Origin of the sequence: Azonexus sp., from assembly GCF_047638095.1 — a bacterium.
Taxonomy (GTDB): Bacteria; Pseudomonadota; Gammaproteobacteria; order Burkholderiales; family Rhodocyclaceae; genus Azonexus.
The window spans coordinates 30,904-50,229 of sequence record NZ_JBLJBW010000007.1; the positions used below are offsets into that span (position 1 = coordinate 30,904).

Here is a 19,326-nt window from a genome sequence, read left to right on the forward strand (position 1 = left end):
CGCCAGTTGCACACGGTTAGATAAAATCAGGCCGCAATAAACAAGCACCCGCGCGGTGCTTTTTTTGTGCCGTTTATTTGTCTACCTATTTGTCCGCTTATTTGTATTGTTTTTTGCGCCTCGCCTGACGCCAGCAGCGCTAGCTCGTTGATCGTACCGCTGTTTCTGATCTGAAACCCCGCTTTTCAGGGCTGCGCGAAGAGTGAATACCCCGGCCGGAAGGTCTGTAGCGAATCCGTAGCAGTGTCTGACTGCGCCGCGCCGCCGACGATTTGCCCGCCTGTAGTAAGATGCCTTCCCCGCGCCTTTGCGGTTTTTCCGGCGTTTTTTGCTGAATTTTTACCTTGACCACGCTCCAGGATATTTTTTCTCCCGAAGGGCCGTTTGCCCGCGCCATTGACGGCTATTGCGTGCGCGCGCAGCAGGTGGAGATGGCTGAACGCATTGCCCAGGCGATAAAAGAAAATTCTGTGTTCATCGCCGAGGCCGGCACCGGCACCGGCAAAACCTTCGCTTATCTCGTGCCGGCCTTGCGTTCTTCCGGCAAGGTGATCGTTTCCACCGGCACCAAAACCTTGCAAGACCAGCTCTTCAACAAGGATTTGCCCATGGTGCGCGATATTTTGCGCGCCCCGGCGCAAATTGCTTTGCTTAAAGGGCGGGCAAATTATGTTTGTCATTACCATCTGCACAATGCGCTGGGTGAGGGGCGTTTTCTGAGTCGGGAAGATGCGGCGGATGCGCGCCGTATCGCCACTTTTGCGCGGGTTTCGCAAAGTGGCGACAAGGCTGAATGCCTGGACGTCAATGAAAATTCGCCGGTCTGGCAGCAGGTGACATCGACCCGCGACAATTGCCTGGGGCAGGAATGTCCGAATTACAAGGAATGCTTCGTCATGCAGGCGCGCAAGGTGGCCATGGCGGCGGATCTGGTGGTGGTCAATCACCACCTCTTTTTTGCCGATGTGATGCTGCGCGATGAGGGTATGGCAGAGCTGCTGCCGGCGTGTAACACGGTGATTTTCGATGAGGCGCACCAACTGCCGGAAGTGGCCAGCCTTTTTTTTGGCGACAGTATTTCCACCGCACAGGTGCTGGATCTGGTGCGCGATGCGCGTACCGAAGGGCTGGCACATGCGCGCGACTGCCTGGATTTGCCTGTTGCCGGCAAGACCGCCGAAAAAGCCGCACGCGATTTGCGTTTGGCGGTTGGCGTCGATGCCGGGCGTTTTTCTGCGGCACAACTGCGCGAAAAACCAGAGTTCGAGGTGGCCTTAAGCGCCGTTATTGCCGGCTTGGAAAGCTTTGCCGCCATTCTTGAAACCCAGGCCGAGCGCGCCGAGGGGCTGGAAAAATGCTGGCAGCGCGCCGGTGAATTGCTGGAACGTCTGCGCCTGTGGCAAACCCCGCAGGCAAGCACCTACGTGTATTGGGGTGAAGCGTTTTCCCAATCTTTGCAGCTCAATGCCACGCCGCTCGATGTGGCCGGTATTTTCAGCAAGCAAATGGGCGGCCATCCTCGCGCCTGGATTTTTACTTCAGCCACCTTGGCCGTGCAGGGTAAATTCCACCACTATTGCAGCGAGTTAGGGCTGGGAGAGCCGCCCTCTGCCTGTTGGCAAAGTCCTTTTGATTACGCCAGACAAGCCGTTTTGTACGCCCCCTTGGGCATGCCGGAGCCCAACGACTGGCGCTTTACCGAGGCTGTCGTTGAGGCGGCTTGGCCGGCGGTGCAAGCTGCGCCGGGCGGCACTTTCTTTTTGTGCACCAGCTTGCGCGCCATGCGCCGCACGCGGGAGTTGTTGCAGGAAAAAATCGACGCGGCCGGCCTGGAGATTCCGCTTCTCGTGCAAGGGGAGGGGAGCAAGAATGATTTGTTGCAGCGTTTTCGCTTTCACGGCGCGGCCATTCTGGTCGGCAGCCAAAGTTTCTGGGAAGGCGTGGATGTGCGCGGCGAGGCTTTATCGCTCGTCGTCATCGATAAAATTCCCTTTGCGCCGCCCGACGATCCAGTACTTTCGGCGCGCATCGACGAAATGAAAAAGCAAGGGCGTAATGCCTTTATCGAATACCAGTTGCCACGCGCCGTCATCAACGTCAAGCAAGGGGCGGGGCGGCTCATACGCGATGAGGGTGACCGTGGCGTATTGATGATCTGTGATCCGCGTATGTTGAGTAAACCTTACGGACGCAAGGTTTGGCAAAGTCTGCCGCCGATGCAGCGGACCAAGGAATTACGTACCGTGCTCGATTTTTTTGCCGCCGCGACATGAACATTTCTTTGCTCTCCAGCTATGCAACCCTGCTTGAACGCCAGCCCGCTTTGTTTTCTGCGGTAGAGCACCTGACGATCCCAGGCTCGCAAGAAAAAGCCATGGCCGACATCATTCGCGCCTGCGAAAACGTGCTTGCCTTGCCCGCAAGCCGTGCCGATGCCCTGAAAAACGCACCAGACATCGCCCGCTTGCCGCAAATCGCGCGCGGCGTGTGCATGGGTTACGACTTTCATCTCGCGCCGGAAGGCCCGCAGCTCATCGAAATCAACACCAATGCCGGCGGCGCGCTCCTTAATGCTTGTCTGCTTGCTGGGCGTGGCAGGGCAGAGGCGGCGCAGAAATTGCAAGATGAAATTTTTTCTATGTTTGTCGCAGAATGGCGCGCGGCGCGCGGCGCTGCGCCTTTACGCAGCATTGCCATCGTCGATGAACATCCAGACGCGCAGTTTCTTTTGCCGGAGTTCGAGCTGTTTCGCGATTTGTTTACCGCGCATGGCATCACGGCCGTCATTGCCGACCCGGGAGAACTCCGCTGGTGCGATGAAACACTGTACTGCGGCGCGCAGCCGATCGATCTCGTCTATAACCGCCTGACGGACTTTTATCTTGAATCTCCCCCCTGTGCCGCGCTGCGTTCGGCCTATCTGGCGGGGAAAATACTGCTTACGCCGCATCCGCAAGTGCATGCCACCCATGCCGACAAGCGCCGTTTGCTCACGCTTTGCGATGCCGATCGACTGAGTGCCTGGGGCGTCTGTAAAGCGGAGCAAAGCATTCTGTTGGCCGGCATTCCTCGCACTTTTGCGGTGCGCCTGGAAGATCAAGAGGCGCTATGGGCCGAGCGTAAACATCTCTTTTTCAAACCCGCCGCCGGTTTTGGCAGTCGCGCCGCCTATCGGGGCGACAAGCTGACGAAACGGGTGTTTGCCGAAATTTTGGACGGCGATTACATCGCACAAAGTTTTGCCCCGCCCTCTGAACATCCGGTGTGTGTGCTCGGCCAATGGCACAATTTGAAAGCCGATTTTCGTTGTTACGTGTACGTCGGGCAGGTGCTCCACATCGCGGCCCGCTTGTATCAAGGGCAAACCACCAATTTCCGCACTCCGGGCGGCGGTTTTGCCCCAGTTTTCGTGGAGGAAGAAAAGACATGAAAGTATTTGGTTTTACCGGCTGGTCCGGTGCCGGAAAAACGACGCTGCTGGAAAAGGTGATTCCCCAGCTGATTGCGCGCAAACTCAGCGTGTCGGTCATCAAACATGCCCACCACGGTTTTGATATCGATAAACCGGGCAAGGATTCCTATCGCCACCGCGAAGCCGGGGCGCATGAGGTGATGCTGGCAAGCGGCACGCGCTGGGCGCTGATGCATGAATGCCGCGAAGCGGCCGAACCCCGGTTAAAAACTCTGCTCGCCCGTATGGCTCCCTGTGATGTGGTGCTGGTTGAAGGGTTTAAACAGGAGCCGGTGCCGAAAATCGAGGTTTATCGCCCGGCCTTGGGTAAAACGCCGCTTTACCATGAGCGCGACGATATCGTGGCGGTGGCCAGCGATGCGCCCCTGGAATGCCGATTGCCGACACTCTCCTTAAATGATGCGGCAGGCATCGCCGATTTTGTAATCCAATTTCTTGGCCTGGAGGAACGCACATGCTGAGTTTTCAGGAAGCGCTGGAACAATTGTTGGCCGCCGCGCAGCCGGTCGAAGAAATCCGTCACCTGCCGCTCATGGCGGCGCGCGGACGCGTACTGGCCGAGGCCCAGCAGGCGACGATCGATGTGCCGCCCGCGGATAATTCGGCGATGGATGGCTACGCCGTGCGCGCGGCGGATATCACTGCAGCAGGTCTGACATTGCCTTTGAGCCAGCGCATCATCGCTGGCAGCGTGGGGGAGCCTTTGCAACCCGGAACAGCGGCGCGCATTTTTACCGGCGCACCGATTCCCGCCGGGGTTGATGCGGTCATCATGCAAGAGCGCTGCACACAGGAGGGCGAGGGGGTACGCATTAACGTGATGCCGCGTCTGGGTGACAACATCCGCCGCCAAGGCGAAGACATGGCGCGCGGGTGCGATATCTTGCCCGCCGGTTGCCGCTTGCGCGCACAAGAAATTGCTCTGGCCGCCGCCGCCGGTTTACCGAGTTTGCCGGTGTATCGTCGCCTGCGGGTGGGGATGTTCTTTACCGGTAACGAGTTGATCACCCCGGGCGAGCCCTTGCCGCCGGGGGGTATTTACGATTCCAACCGCTATGCCCTGCACGCTTTGCTCGATGCCATGGGCTGTGAAGTGCGCGATCTGGGGGTGATTCCCGATAGCCTGGAGGCCACACGCGCCGCCTTGCGCGAAGCGGCGGAAAACAACGATCTGGTGCTGACCAGCGGTGGCGTTTCCGTGGGTGAAGAAGACCACGTCAAACCCGCCATGGAAGCCGAAGGCACTCTGAATTTGTGGAAAATTGCCATCAAACCGGGCAAACCGCTGGCCTTCGGACAGCTCAAAGGTGCGCGCCCGGCGTGGTTCATTGGGCTGCCCGGCAACCCGGTGGCGGCCTTCGTCACCTTCCTCATGCTGGTACGTCCTTTTATTTTGCGTTTGCAAGGCGTGCATGACGTCACCCCGAAAACACTCTCCCTGCCCGCCGCCTTCACCTGGAGCCGCCCGGATGCTCGCCTGGAATTTTTACGCGCGCGCATTACGCAAAGCGGCAGCGTAGCGATTTATCCGAATCAAGGCTCGGGCGTGCTGACTTCTTTGTGCTGGGGCGATGGTTTGGTGCTCAACCCGCCGCAACATACGGTTGCTGCCGGGGATTTGGTGCAATTCGTCAGTTTTTCGGAGCTCATGGGATGCGCGTAAATCTATTGTATTTCGCCAGTCTGCGCGAAAGCTTGGGCAAAAATGGCGAAACCCTCGAACTGCCTGCCCACATCGGTGACACCGGCGCTTTGCGCGACTGGCTGGCCGCGGAGGGACGCCCGGCGCTGGCCACGACACGCAATCTGCGCTGCGCGATCAATCAGGACATGGCCGATTTTGCCACGCCGCTCAAAGACGGCGACGAAGTTGCCTTCTTCCCCCCGGTGACGGGAGGCTGAACAAAGTGAGCATTCAATGGTTCCCCGGGCACATGACAGCAGCGCGCAAGAAAGCCGCCGAAACACTCGCCCACGCCGATGTCGTCGTCGAAGTACTGGATGCGCGCCTGCCGCAAGCCTCCAGCAACCCCATGATTCACGAGCTGCGCGCGGCCCGTCAGCGGCCCTGTCTGAAACTGCTCAACAAAGCCGATGTTGCTGACCCGCAAGCCACGCAAGAGTGGCTGAGTCATTTTTCGCAGCAAGCGGGCGTGCAGGCGGTGGCGATCTCCTGCAAAAAAGCCAGCGATGTCGCCAAAATCCCCGCTCTGGCGCAAAAACTTGCGCCGCACCGTAACGATGCGGTGAAACCCTTGCGTCTTCTCATCATGGGGATTCCCAACGTCGGCAAATCCACCTTGATGAACGCGCTGGTGAAGAAAAAAGTTGCCGCCGTCGGCGATCAGCCCGCGGTGACCAAAAGCCTGCAGCGCATCGACATCAGCTCGCGGCTCACCATTTACGACACGCCGGGCATGCTCTGGCCGAAAATCGAACACCCAGACGACGGCCTCATGCTCGCTGCCAGCCACGCCGTCGGCGTCAATGCCTACATCGACACCGAAGTCGCCACCTGGCTTGCCGATTACCTGCTCGCGCATTACCCCAGTCTACTCACCGCGCGCTACGGTTTCCCCGGCGAGATCAGGGATGGTGTGGCGGTGCTGGAAGCCATTGCCAAAAAACGCGGCTGCCTGCTCAAAGGGCAGGGCGGGGCGCTCGATCTGGAAAAAGCCAGCTTGATTTTGCTCAACGACTACCGCACCGCAACACTTGGTCGCATCAGTCTGGAAACCCCAGCACTGCGCGCCATTCGCGCCCAGCGCTGGGCCGAAGAGGTGCAGGCCAAAAACGCCGCCGGCGAAAACGAGGAATCCTCTGAAACGCCCAACCCGAGCGGCGATGCGCCGATTTAAGAAAGATTTTCTGTATTTTTCAGCAAAGCTGGTTATAATGCGCGCCGCTGTCGCCTGGCAGCAACCGAGTTTCACTATTCCCCGATAGCTCAGTCGGTAGAGCGCCGGACTGTTAATCCGTAGGTCCCTGGTTCGAGCCCAGGTCGGGGAGCCAAAAAATAAGGCCCTGCAAGTTTTGCGACTTGCAGGGCCTTGCACTTTGTGTTTCGTTTTGTGTTTCGTTTTGTGTAATCCCTGCCTAATTGCGCCGGGATCAGGCCGGATCGGTTTCCGACCTTGCCGTTGCTGTGTTTTTGGCCGGCAGATGCTGGCGCAGCGCGCTGTAAAGGCGGGCGGGATGCAGGGGTTTGCTGAGAAAGTCGTCCATGCCGGCGGTGATGCATTGGGCGCGGTCTTCGGCAAAGGCGTTGGCGGTGAGCGCGATGATGGGGCTTTTGCAGGCGCTGGCGCGTAGCCGACGGGTGGCTTCCAGGCCGTCCATTTCGGGCATTTGCAGGTCCATCAAAATCAAATCGTAGTGCGTGCGAGCGCAGTGTTCGAGCGCTTCGACACCGTTTTCGGCGCAGTCCACCGTCAGCCCGAGATCGCTCAGTAACATACTGGCGATTTCGCGGTTGATCGGTTCGTCTTCAACCAAAAGGATGCGCTGCTCGGCGTGCGCGTCGCGTAAGTCGGCTTCGTCAGCCTCCAGATCATTTTTTTCTTCTGTGGCGGCGATTTCTGCACGTTCCAGGCGCGCCGTAAACCAGAAATGGCTGCCTTTCCCGGGGCTGCTGTCCACGCCGACTTCGCCGCCCATAGCACGCGCCAGGTGCGCGGTGATCGCCAAGCCCAGGCCGGTGCCGCCATATTTGCGGGTGATCGAGTTGTCGGCCTGCTCGAAAGCGGCAAACAGGCGTTTTTGGCTGTCGGCAGAAATACCGATGCCGGTGTCTTTGACGCTGAAACGGATCAACAGCCTGTTCATGTCTTCTTCGATAATGGTGCCAGACAGAGAAATTTCGCCGTGTTCGGTAAATTTCACGGCGTTGCTCGCAAAATTGAGCAAAGCTTGCTGCAAGCGCAGCGGGTCGCCTCGCAAGGCCGGGGGGAGGGCGGCGTAATCGATGTGCAAACGCACCCCTTTGGCGTTGGCTCTGGGCTGAATCATGGAGGCAACATTGGCAAACAGGCTGGCCGGGGAAAAGGCGGTGTTTTCCAGCTCCAGCCGGCCGGCTTCGATTTTCGACAGATCGAGCACCATATTGATGATGTCGAGCAGGTGTTGCGCGGCGACCTCGAGCTTGCCGAGTCGTTCTTCCTGCGCCGTTGGCAAACCGGCGCGGCGAATGAGATGGGCCATGCCGCTGATGGCGTTCAAGGGGGTGCGGATTTCGTGGCTCATATTGGCCAGAAAAGCGCTTTTGGCATGATTGGCGGCCTCTGCCGCATCGCGGGCTTGGGCAAGCTCGACGGTGCGCTCGTGAACGCGCAACTCGAGGCTGTTGTTGATCGTGCGCACCAGTTGCTCGCGTTCGAGTATGGTTGCCGCCATGTGTTGAATGTGTGCTGCGAGCTGGTTGAATTCCGTGATGTGTTCAGTGCGCCACTTGCCCGGCGTGTGTTCGCGCATGATGGTGTCGCTCAAACGCGTCAGGGCGCGAACCGCGTGGATGACACGCGTACTGCCATATAAGGCGAGTAAAAAGGCCAGCAAAATCGAAATCAGGAAACTGCCGCCGGCGGTGATCGTGGCATTGCGCAATTCCGTATTGGCAAAACCGGCAGGCTGGCGGGTGATGAAAGCCCAACCCAGGGCGTTTGAGTAAGTGCCGCCGACGTAATAGTTTTTGCCCTGGAGGGTAAATTGCATGGGCAGGGGCTCACCAGCGACCAAGGCGCGAAAGAGTGGCGAGGTGTATAAATTGGGTGTCGCGTGCAAGGTGTGACGTGCCGAATCACTGAGCACTTCGCCGCGCTGGTCGATGATCCAGGTCGCCCCGGCGTGCGCGGCGTCGTGCGTGCTCAGGTCGAGAAAATAAGACAGGGGAAGCTCTGCCAGCAGCACTCGCCGGTCGGCCAATGGAATGGCGAGCCCTACCGCCAATTTGCCGGTCAAAGGTGAGAGATATTTGTCGCTCCAGGTGATGGTTTTTTTCTTTTGCATTTGCCGCAACAAAGGCATGCCCGACAAATCGCTGCCCAAACTTTCCATCTGCAAATGTTGAAACACCGGGGTAAATTCTGCGGCGAGCACATGCCCCTCGGGGGAAAGCAGGTAGAGCGCGTGCAGATTACCGCTCCCGCGCAAACCCTGTTGCAGCATGACAGCACTGGCCGCCCCCTGTTCGATGGCGGCAGCCAGTTGCAGCATTTGGTCACGCAGGCTACCGAGTAAAAGTTCCGCCGTTTGCGCCTGGTGCACTGCCTCATGCTCCGTGCGCTGGTGAATGTCATTGATTAACTGCGGAATGCGCACATAGAAAATGAATCCGGCAATGAACGTCAAACTGAGCGCACAGGCCGCCGCCAGCAAGGTGAGCAGATAAAGGCGCAGTGGCCAGATGCAGCGGGGGTTCATGGCAGCTGCTCGGGTACGCCGTCGCGAATCTGGCTGAAATACACGATTTGCGCCGCATCGCCCTGGGCATCGAAGCGTAGTTCATGCTGCAAACCACGATAAGGGCCGTATTTGAGCAGCGCGGTTTTCATGTCCTCGCCCGGGCGGCGTTTTTCCAAGGCGGCGATGACCACTTTGGCCGTGTCGTACGCCACGGTCGAATACCCGCTCGAACCATGAAAGCGGGCTTCGTAGGCGGCAAGAAAAGCTTGATAGGGTAGTTGCAGGTCCTTGCGGTTGTTGGTGTGGGCAAAAATCAGCCCATCCATGGCGCTGCCGCCCAGTTCGATCATCGATTCACCGGATGAAGCCCACTCGGTGGTGCTCAGGCGTACATTGAGCCCGCGTCGCCGGGCTTGTTGGGAGAGGCGGGCGGTGTCGATGGAATTGCTGATGAAGACGAGGGTGTCGGGATTGGCAGCGCGCAAGGCATCGATGACGGGGGCAAAAGCCGGACGCTGTGCCGAGGCAAAAGCCTCTTGCCCGGTGATCTGCCCGCCCAGGCGCGTGAAATGGGTGGCAAAAGCGTGCAACCAGCTTTCCGAATAGGCGAGATTGGAGCGGTCATACGCGATGCCGACATGGCGCGCCCCGAGCTGGTACAAAACCTGCGCCTGATTTTCACCGGCTTCGCTGCTCGAGCGGCTCAGACGCAAGAAATAATCATCGATACCGCGAAATTCGTCGGCGGCGACTGTCGGGCTGACGAGCGGTAGATGCGCCGCATTCATCAGCGGCACGATGACGCGTGCCATGGCACTGGTCGCCGGGCCGATGACCACCTCAGGTTTGAGGGCGATGAGTTCTTGCGCGGCGATGCGCGCCTGCTCCGGGTCTTGCCCATCGTCGCGGATGATGAGCTCGAGCCGACGGCCCCCGATGCCGCCGGCGGCATTTTGTTCTTCAACGGCGAGGATCACGCTATTACGAATGCCGATGCCAAAATCTGAACCAGGATCGGAAAGGTCGGCCACAAAACCGATGCGAATCGTCTCTGGCTCACCGCAGGCAGCCAAGCAGCAACACAATAAGAGGTAGCGCAGTTTTCCCGCAGGGCTGGCGCGCATGGAAAGTCTCCCCAGTTTTTCCCGTTTTATCGTGGGTTTGGTGTTTGTTGGGAGTTTAACGCCAGGTCAATGAAATTTGCAATTTTGCGTAATCGATTACGCATGGTGAGCGGGTTTTGCTTTTCGTTTATTGACGCACTTCCCGCGCCATGTCAGGGCTGAGCCAGTCGGCTCGGTTGCTGCGATAGGGGTTGATGTCCAGGCCGCCGCGCCGGGTGTAGCGGGCATAAACGAGCAGAAATTGCGGGGCGCAGCGCTGCAGGATGTCGCAGTAAATGCGCTCGACGCATTGCTCGTGAAACTCATTGTGTTTGCGAAAAGAAACGATGTAGCGCAGCAGGCCGGCGCGATCGATCGGTGCGCCGAAATAACGAACGACCAGCATCGCCCAATCCGGCTGACCGGTGACCAGGCAGTTTGATTTCAACAGGTGCGAATACAGGCATTCTTCGCGCGCGGTTTCTTGCTGGGTGTGCAGCAGATCCGGGCGTGGCAGGTAGTCGTGGCAGTCGATATCCAGCGTATCGAGCAAAACGCCCTCCGGGTAAGCGATGCGCACCTGCGGTTGCGCCTCCAGCAGGCGTAAATCGACGCTTACCGAGGCTTGTGCCGCCATCGAAAGATCGTGCTCGAGCTGTTGCTTAAGCGCTGCCGCATCGGCAAATACGGCGTGATTGAAGGAGTTGAGATAAAGCTTGAGGGATTTCGACTCGATCAGATAGGGGCTGTCCGCCGGCACGCAAAACTCACCCACGGCGACCACGGGTTTGCCCTTGGGGTTGAGCCAGGAAATTTCGTAGGCGTTCCACAAATCGAAACCCCTGAAAGGCAGGGTTTGGGCAGTCAAGCCTAGCTCGGTGCGTTTTTCCTGGCGGGCGAGGGGAAAGAGCAACTCCGGCGCGCAAGTCTCGCGTTCATGGCAATAGGTCGTGGTTTTGCCCAAGGGGGAAGCATGGGCGGCAGAAGCTGTGGTGTGCATGGGGCGCGATTGTAAACCGGCGCGGAGCAAAGTGGATCAGGCCGGTTGCTGCACTTCGCCGAGGATGTGCACGGCGCGTACGCAGCGTTCATCACCTAGCAGCATCAAGGCAAAGAGGGTATCGGCCAGGGGGGTTTCTGTCGCGCTGCGCTGCCTCAGGCGAGCCGCCAGTTCCGGCAGGGCGAAGGGATCGAGAACCACACAATCGGCTTCTTTGCCGATTTCGAAATTGCCGAGGCAATGTTCCAGACCCAGCGCGCGCGCCCCGCCCAAGGTGGCCAGATACCAGCCTTGCCAGGGGGACAGCGGGCCGCCTTGGGCCTGTGCCACGAGGTGGGCGGCATGCAGGCTGCGTAACATGCTGAACGAAGTGCCGGCACCAATATCGCTGCCCAGACCGATGCGGACACCGGCGGCGTGCCGGCGTGCCAGCGGGAAAAAACCGCTGCCGAGAAAGAGATTGGAGCTCGGGCAATGGGCGATGGCCGTGCCGCTCTCGGCAAGCACTGCTTCTTCGCGGGCGCTGAGGTGAATGCCGTGGGCGTAAATCGTGCGCGGTCCCAATAAATCGTACTGCGCATAGATATCGAGATAATCGCGCCGTCCGGGGTGCCTCAGGGCCGCTGCCGCAAGCTCCGCCGGGTTTTCGGCAAGATGCGACTGCAGATGTAAATCCGCCCGGCTGCGTAACAATGCGGCCGCGAGCGCCAGCTGTTCCGGGCTGGAAGTTGGCGCAAAGCGCGGCGTCACGCTGTAGCGCAAACGATCGCGGCCGTGCCAGCGATCGATCAAGTCGTTGCAGTCGCGCGCGCAAGCCTCGAGGTTTTCGGATAAAGCGGGCAGGGTGCAGCAATCCATCATCACCTTGCCGCACAACATGCGCAAACGGCGTTTTTCTGCCGCCGCCATAAACGCATCGACCGAGTGCGCATGTGCCGTGGCAAAAACAGAAGCGGTCGTCGTGCCGTGGGCGAGCAGGCGTTCAAGGAAATATTCAGCCCGTTGCGCGGCCAGTTCCGGATCGGCCAGCTTCGCCTCAGCCGGGTAGATCGAGCGATTGAGCCAATCCAGCAAATCCTTTCCCGGGGCAGCGAGCGCGGTGGCTTGCGGGTAATGGCAATGGGTGTCGATCAAGCCGGGCAGCACAAAATGCTCGCCATAGTCATAGCGCTGTGTGCGCGCCAAAATTTCTGCCGGAATGTGGGCCAGCACCGTTTCGCGCGCGCCCTGCGCCGCAATGCGGCCGTCAAGAATCCACAAGGCACCATTCACTTGATGCCGATAGGCCTCGGTATCGCTCACTCCACCTGGGTCAGCAAGAAAATCGAGTAACTGCCCGCAAATCAGAACAGAGGGCGAGGCTGGGGGTGGGTCAGGGTGCCTGGCTACTGGTGATAGAGAATGCGCCATGCCCCCAGTGTAGGCGATTTATCTGTTTTTGTTTTGTCTGGAGCACCGTCTGCGCCTGCCGTCATAACACCCGTTGGCAGGTATGCAAAGGCGTAAAAAAACCCCGCCCGAGGGCAGGGTCAGTAGGCGATGCGGCCGGCTTACTTGCCTTGCTTGAAAGCGGCAGTCATGTTCTTTTGGGCGGCGTCAGCAAATTGCTTGGCGATGCCGTTCATGTTGCCAAAGGCGGAGTTGGCGGCAGCAATGGCGCTTTGCACGGCGGCAACGGCGCTTTCCGAACCTGCAGGAGCCGATTTGGCTGCCAGTTCGACCATGTTGGCGACCGATTTCTGGAATTCGCCAAATTGGGTTTCCGCCATTTTGGTCAGTTCTTGCTGGGTTTGGCTGGAGATTTCATAGATCGAGCGCGAGTAAGCGGCGGCCTTTTCCAGTGCCGGCTGGGCCATGGCCTTCTGGGCTTCCAGGGCGGCTTGCGGGGTCTTGGCTTCCATCACGCTGCGGGCGTTGCTGGCGGCGTCTTCCAGAGCGCTGCGGGCGGTGCTCAGGTTGAGGGCGGCGACGCGCTCGGCGGAAGCCAGGGCGGTGTTGGCGACAGCCAGCAGGGAATCGACGGTGGCTTTGTTGGCGGCGGCGAATTGTTCGACGTTGAGGTTCATGAAAGACTCCTAGTAGATGATTGTGGGTATCAAATTGTGTGGAGTGAATCGTATCATAATTATTGCGTTTTTGTGCGCCGCAACATCAAAAATTTTGGCAATTCCGAAAGAATGTGGCTAATCATGATGCATTCTTGTCAAACGCGGTTTCAAATCTTGTTTGCGTTTGTTTTTTCTCGTTTACCAGAAATATGCTGGCAGCCGGCAAACGCTCAGATGTGGCAGCGCCTGGAAAAATTCTTTTGGCTATTTTATGATGTAGAACTTTTTGTTCGGGTGTTGCAACATGTTTGACGAGAAACGAATCGGGCGTGATCGGCGTGGAGCAAGCGAAGACACGCGCGCGCCGGAAGAGGGCGTTGAGCGCCGGCGGCGTCGGCGGCGTCAGATCAGCATGCGCGAAATATCGTTTACCGAATGGGCGCGTTATTTTGCGCTTTACAAGCGACGTAAGTAAGTTGCTGCGACAGCCAGGCCGTAAGGGCCGGCGTAGGGTCTTCACCCGAAGCTAAAAAATGTTCGCTGTGCGCGCCGGCCAGATGCGTTTTTGCTCGTTCCCAGGCGCGGCGGGCGTAAGTATCTTCTGGCGCACAAACATAAAACAGCGGTGTGCGTAAAAGCTGCAAGGCTTCCCGGCCCGCCCGGTCGATCAAGCCGCCGTGGGCGGCCAGGGCGGTGATCTGGGTATCGCGGCGGGCGGCGGCGCGTACTGCCGCCGGGCTGACATCATCGTTGACATAAAGCGCCAGGCACAGGTGTTGCGTATCGGCATCTTCGCGGATGAATTCAAGCAGCTGTAACAAACGGCTCGTCAAGCGTGCCGTGTCTTGCGTGGCCTCGGCATAGGCGGCTTCGCGTTCCGTCAATAATTCGGCGGCGAGTACGGCATCGCCGCGCGCCATGAAAAACTGCGCCACAGGGTCGTGCAAGGCAATACGGTGCGCCTTGACGACAACAATCAGGCGCTGCGCATTTTCCGGGCGTAAAAGTTGGCCGTGCAGGCTTGCATGGGCTAAGGGCAGGGAAAAATGGCGGGGCAGCATGGTCGTTTTTATCCGCAGCCGATTTACACCAGAAACAGCCCGCCCACCATGCCGCCGCCGATCGCCAAAAGGCCAGGCAGGGCGCGCCGGGCGAGGGCTTTGCCGCCGATGCTGATGAGTAGTCCGATCTTGAACACGAGGTTGGCGATGAGCGCGAGTGCCACGGCAATCACGGCATCCTCGCCGATGATGCGTTCCATGTTGAACATGCGCAAGGTCGACAAAACGCTGGCGTCGGCATCGCTCAAACCGGATGCCACGGCCACGGCGAACAAGCCGCTGCTGCCGGCGATATCCTGCAGCCAGGCGGCGGCAAGCAAAATGAGGGCGTACAGCACGCCGAAAGTCAGCGCGGTTTTCAATTCCGTCGGGTTCTTGATTTCCGGCACCGGCAATTCGCCGGAAGCGCGCAGCACCTTCCAGCCATAACCGGCCATGAGCACGCCGGGCGCGATGCCGCAGGCAAAAACGATGGCAATCGGCTGCAAGAGCGCCGGCGCAAGCAAGCCGGCAATTACGCCCAAGCGGATCATCACCATCACGTTGGCAATCAGGATGACGAGCGAAGACATGCGTACCAGATGGGCGTGTTCTTTCGCATGGCGGGAGAACATCATGGTGGTGGCGGTAGAGGAAGCCAGGCCGCCAAAAATGCCCAACAAAGCCGCGCCATGCTGCGTGCCGATAATGCGTAAAGCAAGGTAACCGGCCAGTGCCAGACCGGAAATCAGCACCACCAGCCACCATACCTGACGTGGGTTGATCGCGCCGTAAGGGCCGAAATTGCCGTCCGGCAAAATGGGGAGGATGACCAGGGCGAGTACGCCAAATTGCAGCATGGAGTTGATGTCTTTTTCCGTCATGCGCTCGCTCAAGGCTTTCAGTTCGGTCTTGAAATAAAGCAGCATGGTGGTGGTCAGGGCGAGCATCACGGCAACCTGTGCGTGCCCCAGCCAGACTGCCGCGCCCAGCCCGTAAGTGACGATGATGGCCGCTTCCGAGGTAAATCCCCGGTATTGCTCTTCTTGCTGCGCAGAAAAATTGGAGGCGATCATCGACAGCGCCAAGACGATCAGGCCAACGGCCAATAACCAGGGGCCGCCGCTGTGCTCGGAAAGCAGCGCAAATAAACAGCCGAGCATGGAGACGAGCGAAAAAGTGCGCAGCCCGGCGGCAGAGTCGCTGCGCCGCTCGCGTTCCATGCCGATCAATAAACCAATCCCCAGCGCGGTGGCAAAGGCTTCGACCGGGGCGGCAAGTTCAGGGGCGAGAAAGCTCATAAAAGACCTTTGCAGGAAAGGAGGAGGGGCGCGGCAAACCTGAAAACGGCGTTCTTCGCTAAAATTAAGCCATGCCCAGATATTTCGCAATTATTCCTGCTGCCGGCGTCGGCACCCGCTTTGGCGCGCCGCGTCCCAAGCAGTATCTCGAACTCAACGCCCGCCCTCTGATTTATCACACCCTGGCGGCGCTGCTTGCCGATCCCTATATCGAGCGTGTTTGGGTGGTGCTCTCGCCAGAGGATACATTTTGGCCGCAATACGATTGGTCGAGCTTGGGTGCCAAGCTGGAAACAGTGTATTGCGGCGGCCAAACGCGCGCGCAAAGCGTGCGTAATGGTTTGCAGGCGGCAGCCATGGTGGCCGCTGAGGAAGACTGGATATTGGTGCATGACGCCGCCCGGCCCTGTCTGACACCGCAGCTTATCGGCGCGTTGCGCATCGCTTTGGCCGATGACCCGGTCGGTGGTTTGTTGGCCGTGCCGGTTGCAGACACCTTGAAGCGCGCCGATGCCGCGCAGCGGGTGGCGGCCACTGAAGCACGCGATGGCTTGTGGCAGGCGCAGACGCCGCAAATGTTCCGCTATGGTCTGCTAGCCCGGGCGCTGGCCGCGCAAGACGCTGTCACCGATGAAGCCGGCGCAATCGAAGCACTGGGTTTGTCGCCACGCCTAGTCGAAGGGGCGAGCAGCAATCTGAAAGTCACTTACCCCGCTGATCTTGCTTTGGCGGCCCTTATTTTGCGGGAGCAACAATGGCGCAACAGCTAGCCTTTCGCGTCGGCCAGGGCTATGACGTGCATCGCCTGGTGGCCGGGCGCAAACTGATTCTGGGCGGTGTTGATATCGAACACCGGCTTGGCTTACTCGGCCACTCCGATGCGGATGCCTTGCTGCATGCGATTACCGATGCTTTGCTTGGCGCGGCGGGCTTGGGCGATATCGGTCGGCACTTTCCGGATAGCGACCCGCGCTATCAGGGCGCGGACAGCCGCGTCTTGCTGCGTGCCGCGCGTGCTCTGGTGGCCGAAAAGGGCTGGCAGGTGGTTAACGTCGATGCCACCTTGATCGCGCAAAAACCCAAGCTCGCGCCCCATGCCCCGGCGATGGTGGCCAATATCGCCGCCGATCTCGGCATTGCCGAGGACTGCGTCAATATCAAGGGGAAAACCAACGAAACCCTAGGCTATCTCGGGCGTGAAGAAGCCATTGAGGCGCAGGCCGTGATTTTGCTTATGCGCTGAAGCGCGAATTTACAGAAAAAGGATGAATACATGATCGAACTGGGCGTCAATATTGACCACGTCGCCACGCTGCGCCAGGCGCGCCGCACCTATGAACCCGATCCGGCCTGGGCGGCAGTGGAAGCGCATCTGGGCGGGGCCGACGGCATTACCGTGCATCTGCGTGAAGATCGTCGCCACATTCAGGATGTCGATGTGCGGCGTTTGCGCGAATCGACCCAGATCAAGCTCAATCTGGAAATGGCGGCCACCGATGAAATGCTCGACATTGCCTGCGCCTTGAAACCGGAAATGGCCATGCTGGTGCCGGAGGGACGCCACGAGATCACCACCGAGGGCGGTTTGGATGTCGCCGGGCAGGAGGCGCGGCTGACGCAAATCATTGCCCGTCTGAGCGGGGCAGGCGTCACGACCAGCGTTTTCATCGACGCCGATCTGCCCCAGATCGAGGCGGCTGCCCGCATCGGCGCGCAGGTCTGCGAAATTCACACCGGCCCCTATGCGCATGCGTTTTACGCCCAGGGGCGCGATATTGAAGCACCTGCCGTACAAAAAGAGTTGCAAAAAATTCGTGCCGCCGGCGCGGCAATTCGGGCGCTGGGTATGCGTTTTAACGCCGGGCACGCGCTCAATTACTACAACGTGCAGCCGGTGGCGCGCCTGCCCGGCATCCGTGAATTGCACATCGGCCATGCGATTGTCAGCCGGGCGGTGTTCGTGGGAATGCGCGAAGCCGTGCGTGAAATGAAAGCGCTCATGCGTGCCGCGGCGGCGTGCCAGGAAAAATCGCCAGGCAGGCAAGACGCATGATTTTTGGCATCGGCACGGATATCGTCGCCGTCGCCCGTCTGCGTGAAATGTGGCAGCGGCACGGCGAAAATGCCTTGGCGCGCCTGCTCGCGCCAGAAGAATTCGCCGAATTTGCCGCCGCTGCCGACAAAGGCCGTTTTCTGGCCAAACGCTTTGCCGCCAAGGAAGCTTTCGCCAAGGCCTACGGTACCGGCGTGCGCGCGCCGGTGCTCTTGCCGGCGCTCGCCGTCAGCCACGATGCGCTGGGTAAACCGCAGTTCATTTTGCATGAACCGCTGGCCTCCGCCTGTGCCGCACAAGGCTTGCGCGCCCATCTTTCGATCAGCGACGAAGCGGAATACGCCGTGGCTTACGTGATACTGGAACAACGATGACTTCTTGCCCGCCGCTTTCTGACCTGCCACACGGCCCCTTGATGATCGACATTGCCGGGCATGCGCTGACGCCGCTCGAACGCGAGCGTCTTTGCCACCCGCTGGTGGGAGGCATCATCTTGTTTTCCCGCAATTATCAGGATCGCGCCCAGCTCACCGCCTTATGCGCCGAAATTCACGCCCTGCGCAGCCCGCCTCTGCTGATTGCCGTGGATCACGAAGGTGGGCGCGTACAGCGTTTTCGCACAGGCTTCACCCCTTTACCGGCGATGCGCCGGCTCGGCCAGTATTACGACCACGCGCCGCAAGATGCCCTGGCCGTGGCGCGGGCGGCAGGTTTCATTCTGGCGGCAGAATTGCGGGCCTGTGGCGTCGATTATTCCTTTACCCCGGTGCTCGATCTCGATTACGGCCCTTCGCGCGTCATTGGCGACCGCGCCTTGCACCGTGATCCGGATGTCGTTATCGCGCTCGCCGCCGCCTTGGGCGAAGGGCTGCGCGCCGGTGGCATGGGTACTTGCGGCAAGCATTACCCGGGGCATGGTTATGTGATTCCGGATTCGCATATTGAACTGCCGGTAGATGCGCGCAGCCTGGAGGCTATGGAGGAAGATTTACGCCCCTACCGCGCATTGACGCAAACTGCCGCGCTCGATGCAGTAATGGCGGCGCACGTCATTTATTCCTGCATCGATTGCCATACCGCCGTATTTTCCCGCCGCTGGCTGGATTATCTGCGTCAGGATCTGAAGTTTCAGGGCGTTATATTTACCGACGATTTGTCCATGGCCGGTGCGGGTGTCGTCGGCAACATGCTGGCCCGCGTCGAAGCCGCCTGGGCTGCCGGTTGCGACATGCTGCTCGTATGCAATACCCCGGAAAGCGTCGGCGAAGTGTTGGCGACATGGCAGCCCACGCCCGACCCCGCCCGCGCCCAGCGCGTCGCCCGCTTGCTGCCGCCCGAAACTTGCCGCTACCCCGATCCGCACACCTACCGCGAAGCGCTGGCGATGTTGGCGGAGTTGCCGACGGCGGGTTGAGCAAGGCCTCGTACGCGCAGGGCAATCGCACCACTTGTCGAAGCTGTACGTCCCGGCGTAGCCCAGATTGCCGGGACCAAACTGCGGAATTGCTTACGAACTCAAGCGCTTTTTTGCTGCAAGCGCCCGTAAATCACCAGCAAAATGATGGCCATGATCACGGAGGCGATGAAGCCTGCGCCTTCGCCGGCTTGGTACCAGCCGAGAAATTGGCCGACGATGCCAGCAAGGAAAGAGCCGGCGATGCCGAGCAAGATGGTGACGATGATGCCCATGTTTTCCTTGCCCGGGTGCAGGATTTTGGCGATAACGCCAATCACGAAGCCGAGTACGATGGTCCAGATAATGCCCATGCCGATGTGCCTTTCATAACAATGAGGGGGCTATCTTACGGGAGCGCACGGCCTGGGCGGGTTGGTGTTTGGTAAAGAAATGTAGGGAATAGAAGAGGGCAAATGAACATGCCGGGGGCAGGCGTCCCGGGCATCCTTCACC

General features: G+C 59.5%; 19 protein-coding genes and 1 tRNA gene. 12 read left to right on the forward strand and 8 right to left on the reverse strand.

The window, feature by feature from the left end; all coding sequences use genetic code 11:
* Positions 1–344 precede the first annotated feature (344 nt).
* From ACM62Q_RS02950 to ACM62Q_RS02980, 7 genes are all read left to right on the forward strand, one after another.
* Entirely contained in the window at positions 345–2,273 is a 1,929-nt protein-coding gene (locus tag ACM62Q_RS02950) for an ATP-dependent DNA helicase (RefSeq protein ID WP_415033487.1), read from the forward strand.
* Entirely contained in the window at positions 2,270–3,430 is a 1,161-nt protein-coding gene (locus ACM62Q_RS02955) for a hypothetical protein (protein WP_415033488.1), read from the forward strand. The genes ACM62Q_RS02950 and ACM62Q_RS02955 overlap by 4 nt, the downstream gene beginning before the upstream one ends.
* Positions 3,427–3,933, forward strand: a complete 507-nt coding sequence (gene mobB, locus ACM62Q_RS02960; RefSeq protein ID WP_415033489.1) for a molybdopterin-guanine dinucleotide biosynthesis protein B — start codon at positions 3,427–3,429, stop codon at positions 3,931–3,933. The genes ACM62Q_RS02955 and mobB overlap by 4 nt, the downstream gene beginning before the upstream one ends.
* Positions 3,927–5,135 carry a gephyrin-like molybdotransferase Glp gene (gene glp / locus ACM62Q_RS02965; protein ID WP_415033490.1) on the forward strand — a complete coding sequence of 403 codons (1,209 nt, stop codon included), beginning with the start codon at positions 3,927–3,929 and terminating at the stop codon, positions 5,133–5,135. Before mobB ends, glp begins: the two co-directional genes overlap by 7 nt.
* On the forward strand, positions 5,126–5,374 hold the full coding sequence (gene moaD, locus ACM62Q_RS02970) for a molybdopterin converting factor subunit 1 (RefSeq protein WP_415033491.1): 249 nt from the start codon (positions 5,126–5,128) through the stop codon (positions 5,372–5,374). Before glp ends, moaD begins: the two co-directional genes overlap by 10 nt.
* Before the next feature lie 5 nt (positions 5,375–5,379).
* On the forward strand, positions 5,380–6,330 hold the full coding sequence (gene ylqF, locus ACM62Q_RS02975; protein WP_415033492.1) for a ribosome biogenesis GTPase YlqF: 951 nt from the start codon (positions 5,380–5,382) through the stop codon (positions 6,328–6,330).
* A 78-nt stretch (positions 6,331–6,408) separates the two neighbouring features.
* A tRNA-Asn gene (locus ACM62Q_RS02980) sits at positions 6,409–6,484 on the forward strand.
* 99 nt (positions 6,485–6,583) lie between these two features.
* Here the strand turns inward: ACM62Q_RS02980 and ACM62Q_RS02985 are convergent.
* The 7 genes from ACM62Q_RS02985 to ACM62Q_RS03015 form a co-directional block, all read right to left on the reverse strand.
* Positions 6,584–8,890 (reverse strand): response regulator, encoded by a 2,307-nt coding sequence (locus tag ACM62Q_RS02985; protein WP_415033493.1) that lies wholly within the window; start codon positions 8,888–8,890, stop codon positions 6,584–6,586.
* Positions 8,887–9,996 (reverse strand): ABC transporter substrate-binding protein, encoded by a 1,110-nt coding sequence (locus ACM62Q_RS02990; protein WP_415033494.1) that lies wholly within the window; start codon positions 9,994–9,996, stop codon positions 8,887–8,889. The genes ACM62Q_RS02985 and ACM62Q_RS02990 overlap by 4 nt, the downstream gene beginning before the upstream one ends.
* A gap of 127 nt (positions 9,997–10,123) precedes the next feature.
* Positions 10,124–10,975, reverse strand: coding sequence for an NADPH-dependent 7-cyano-7-deazaguanine reductase QueF (queF, locus tag ACM62Q_RS02995; protein WP_415033495.1), 852 nt, complete (start codon positions 10,973–10,975; stop codon positions 10,124–10,126).
* 36 nt (positions 10,976–11,011) lie between these two features.
* Entirely contained in the window at positions 11,012–12,385 is a 1,374-nt protein-coding gene (gene guaD / locus ACM62Q_RS03000) for a guanine deaminase (RefSeq protein WP_415033496.1), read from the reverse strand.
* Positions 12,386–12,525: 140 nt separating this feature from the next.
* Positions 12,526–13,041, reverse strand: a complete 516-nt coding sequence (locus tag ACM62Q_RS03005; RefSeq protein ID WP_415033497.1) for a phasin family protein — start codon at positions 13,039–13,041, stop codon at positions 12,526–12,528.
* Between the two features lie 410 nt (positions 13,042–13,451).
* The gene (locus ACM62Q_RS03010) at positions 13,452–14,084 is read right to left on the reverse strand and encodes a hypothetical protein (protein ID WP_415033498.1); all 633 of its coding nucleotides are present in this window, start codon (positions 14,082–14,084) and stop codon (positions 13,452–13,454) included.
* Positions 14,085–14,107: 23 nt separating this feature from the next.
* The gene (locus ACM62Q_RS03015; protein ID WP_415033499.1) at positions 14,108–15,364 is read right to left on the reverse strand and encodes an MgtC/SapB family protein; all 1,257 of its coding nucleotides are present in this window, start codon (positions 15,362–15,364) and stop codon (positions 14,108–14,110) included.
* Positions 15,365–15,435: 71 nt separating this feature from the next.
* Between ACM62Q_RS03015 and ispD the strand changes: the two genes are divergently transcribed.
* From ispD to nagZ, 5 genes are read left to right on the forward strand one after another with little or no spacing between them, the layout of a single operon-like run.
* Positions 15,436–16,134: a 2-C-methyl-D-erythritol 4-phosphate cytidylyltransferase gene (gene ispD / locus ACM62Q_RS03020; protein ID WP_415033500.1), complete on the forward strand. Its 699-nt coding sequence runs from the start codon at positions 15,436–15,438 to the stop codon at positions 16,132–16,134.
* On the forward strand, positions 16,119–16,607 hold the full coding sequence (gene ispF, locus ACM62Q_RS03025) for a 2-C-methyl-D-erythritol 2,4-cyclodiphosphate synthase (RefSeq protein ID WP_415033501.1): 489 nt from the start codon (positions 16,119–16,121) through the stop codon (positions 16,605–16,607). Before ispD ends, ispF begins: the two co-directional genes overlap by 16 nt.
* 30 nt (positions 16,608–16,637) lie before the next feature.
* Complete coding sequence (locus ACM62Q_RS03030) at positions 16,638–17,417, forward strand: pyridoxine 5'-phosphate synthase (protein ID WP_415033502.1); 780 nt, start codon at positions 16,638–16,640, stop codon at positions 17,415–17,417.
* Complete coding sequence (gene acpS, locus ACM62Q_RS03035) at positions 17,414–17,791, forward strand: holo-ACP synthase (protein WP_415033503.1); 378 nt, start codon at positions 17,414–17,416, stop codon at positions 17,789–17,791. Before ACM62Q_RS03030 ends, acpS begins: the two co-directional genes overlap by 4 nt.
* Positions 17,788–18,831, forward strand: coding sequence for a beta-N-acetylhexosaminidase (gene nagZ / locus ACM62Q_RS03040; RefSeq protein WP_415033504.1), 1,044 nt, complete (start codon positions 17,788–17,790; stop codon positions 18,829–18,831). The genes acpS and nagZ overlap by 4 nt, the downstream gene beginning before the upstream one ends.
* Before the next feature lie 101 nt (positions 18,832–18,932).
* Here nagZ and ACM62Q_RS03045 read toward each other — a convergent pair whose 3' ends face one another.
* Entirely contained in the window at positions 18,933–19,184 is a 252-nt protein-coding gene (locus ACM62Q_RS03045) for a GlsB/YeaQ/YmgE family stress response membrane protein (protein ID WP_415033505.1), read from the reverse strand.
* Between the last annotated feature and the right edge of the window lie 142 nt (positions 19,185–19,326).

Excerpts from the sequence above, each read along its gene's own strand:
- ACM62Q_RS02955 (WP_415033488.1), top strand. The coding sequence starts at position 2,270 with ATGAACATTTCTTTGCTCTCCAGCTATGCAACCCTGCTTGAACGCCAG.
- mobB (WP_415033489.1), top strand. The coding sequence starts at position 3,427 with ATGAAAGTATTTGGTTTTACCGGCTGGTCCGGTGCCGGAAAAACGACG.
- glp (WP_415033490.1), top strand. The coding sequence starts at position 3,927 with ATGCTGAGTTTTCAGGAAGCGCTGGAACAATTGTTGGCCGCCGCGCAG.
- moaD (WP_415033491.1), top strand. The coding sequence starts at position 5,126 with ATGCGCGTAAATCTATTGTATTTCGCCAGTCTGCGCGAAAGCTTGGGC.
- ACM62Q_RS02985 (WP_415033493.1), bottom strand. The coding sequence starts at position 8,890 with ATGAACCCCCGCTGCATCTGGCCACTGCGCCTTTATCTGCTCACCTTG.
- ACM62Q_RS02990 (WP_415033494.1), bottom strand. The coding sequence starts at position 9,996 with ATGCGCGCCAGCCCTGCGGGAAAACTGCGCTACCTCTTATTGTGTTGC.
- queF (WP_415033495.1), bottom strand. The coding sequence starts at position 10,975 with ATGCACACCACAGCTTCTGCCGCCCATGCTTCCCCCTTGGGCAAAACC.
- guaD (WP_415033496.1), bottom strand. The coding sequence starts at position 12,385 with ATGGCGCATTCTCTATCACCAGTAGCCAGGCACCCTGACCCACCCCCA.
- ACM62Q_RS03005 (WP_415033497.1), bottom strand. The coding sequence starts at position 13,041 with ATGAACCTCAACGTCGAACAATTCGCCGCCGCCAACAAAGCCACCGTC.
- ACM62Q_RS03010 (WP_415033498.1), bottom strand. The coding sequence starts at position 14,084 with ATGCTGCCCCGCCATTTTTCCCTGCCCTTAGCCCATGCAAGCCTGCAC.
- ACM62Q_RS03015 (WP_415033499.1), bottom strand. The coding sequence starts at position 15,364 with ATGAGCTTTCTCGCCCCTGAACTTGCCGCCCCGGTCGAAGCCTTTGCC.
- ispD (WP_415033500.1), top strand. The coding sequence starts at position 15,436 with ATGCCCAGATATTTCGCAATTATTCCTGCTGCCGGCGTCGGCACCCGC.
- ispF (WP_415033501.1), top strand. The coding sequence starts at position 16,119 with ATGGCGCAACAGCTAGCCTTTCGCGTCGGCCAGGGCTATGACGTGCAT.
- ACM62Q_RS03030 (WP_415033502.1), top strand. The coding sequence starts at position 16,638 with ATGATCGAACTGGGCGTCAATATTGACCACGTCGCCACGCTGCGCCAG.
- acpS (WP_415033503.1), top strand. The coding sequence starts at position 17,414 with ATGATTTTTGGCATCGGCACGGATATCGTCGCCGTCGCCCGTCTGCGT.
- nagZ (WP_415033504.1), top strand. The coding sequence starts at position 17,788 with ATGACTTCTTGCCCGCCGCTTTCTGACCTGCCACACGGCCCCTTGATG.
- ACM62Q_RS03045 (WP_415033505.1), bottom strand. The coding sequence starts at position 19,184 with ATGGGCATTATCTGGACCATCGTACTCGGCTTCGTGATTGGCGTTATC.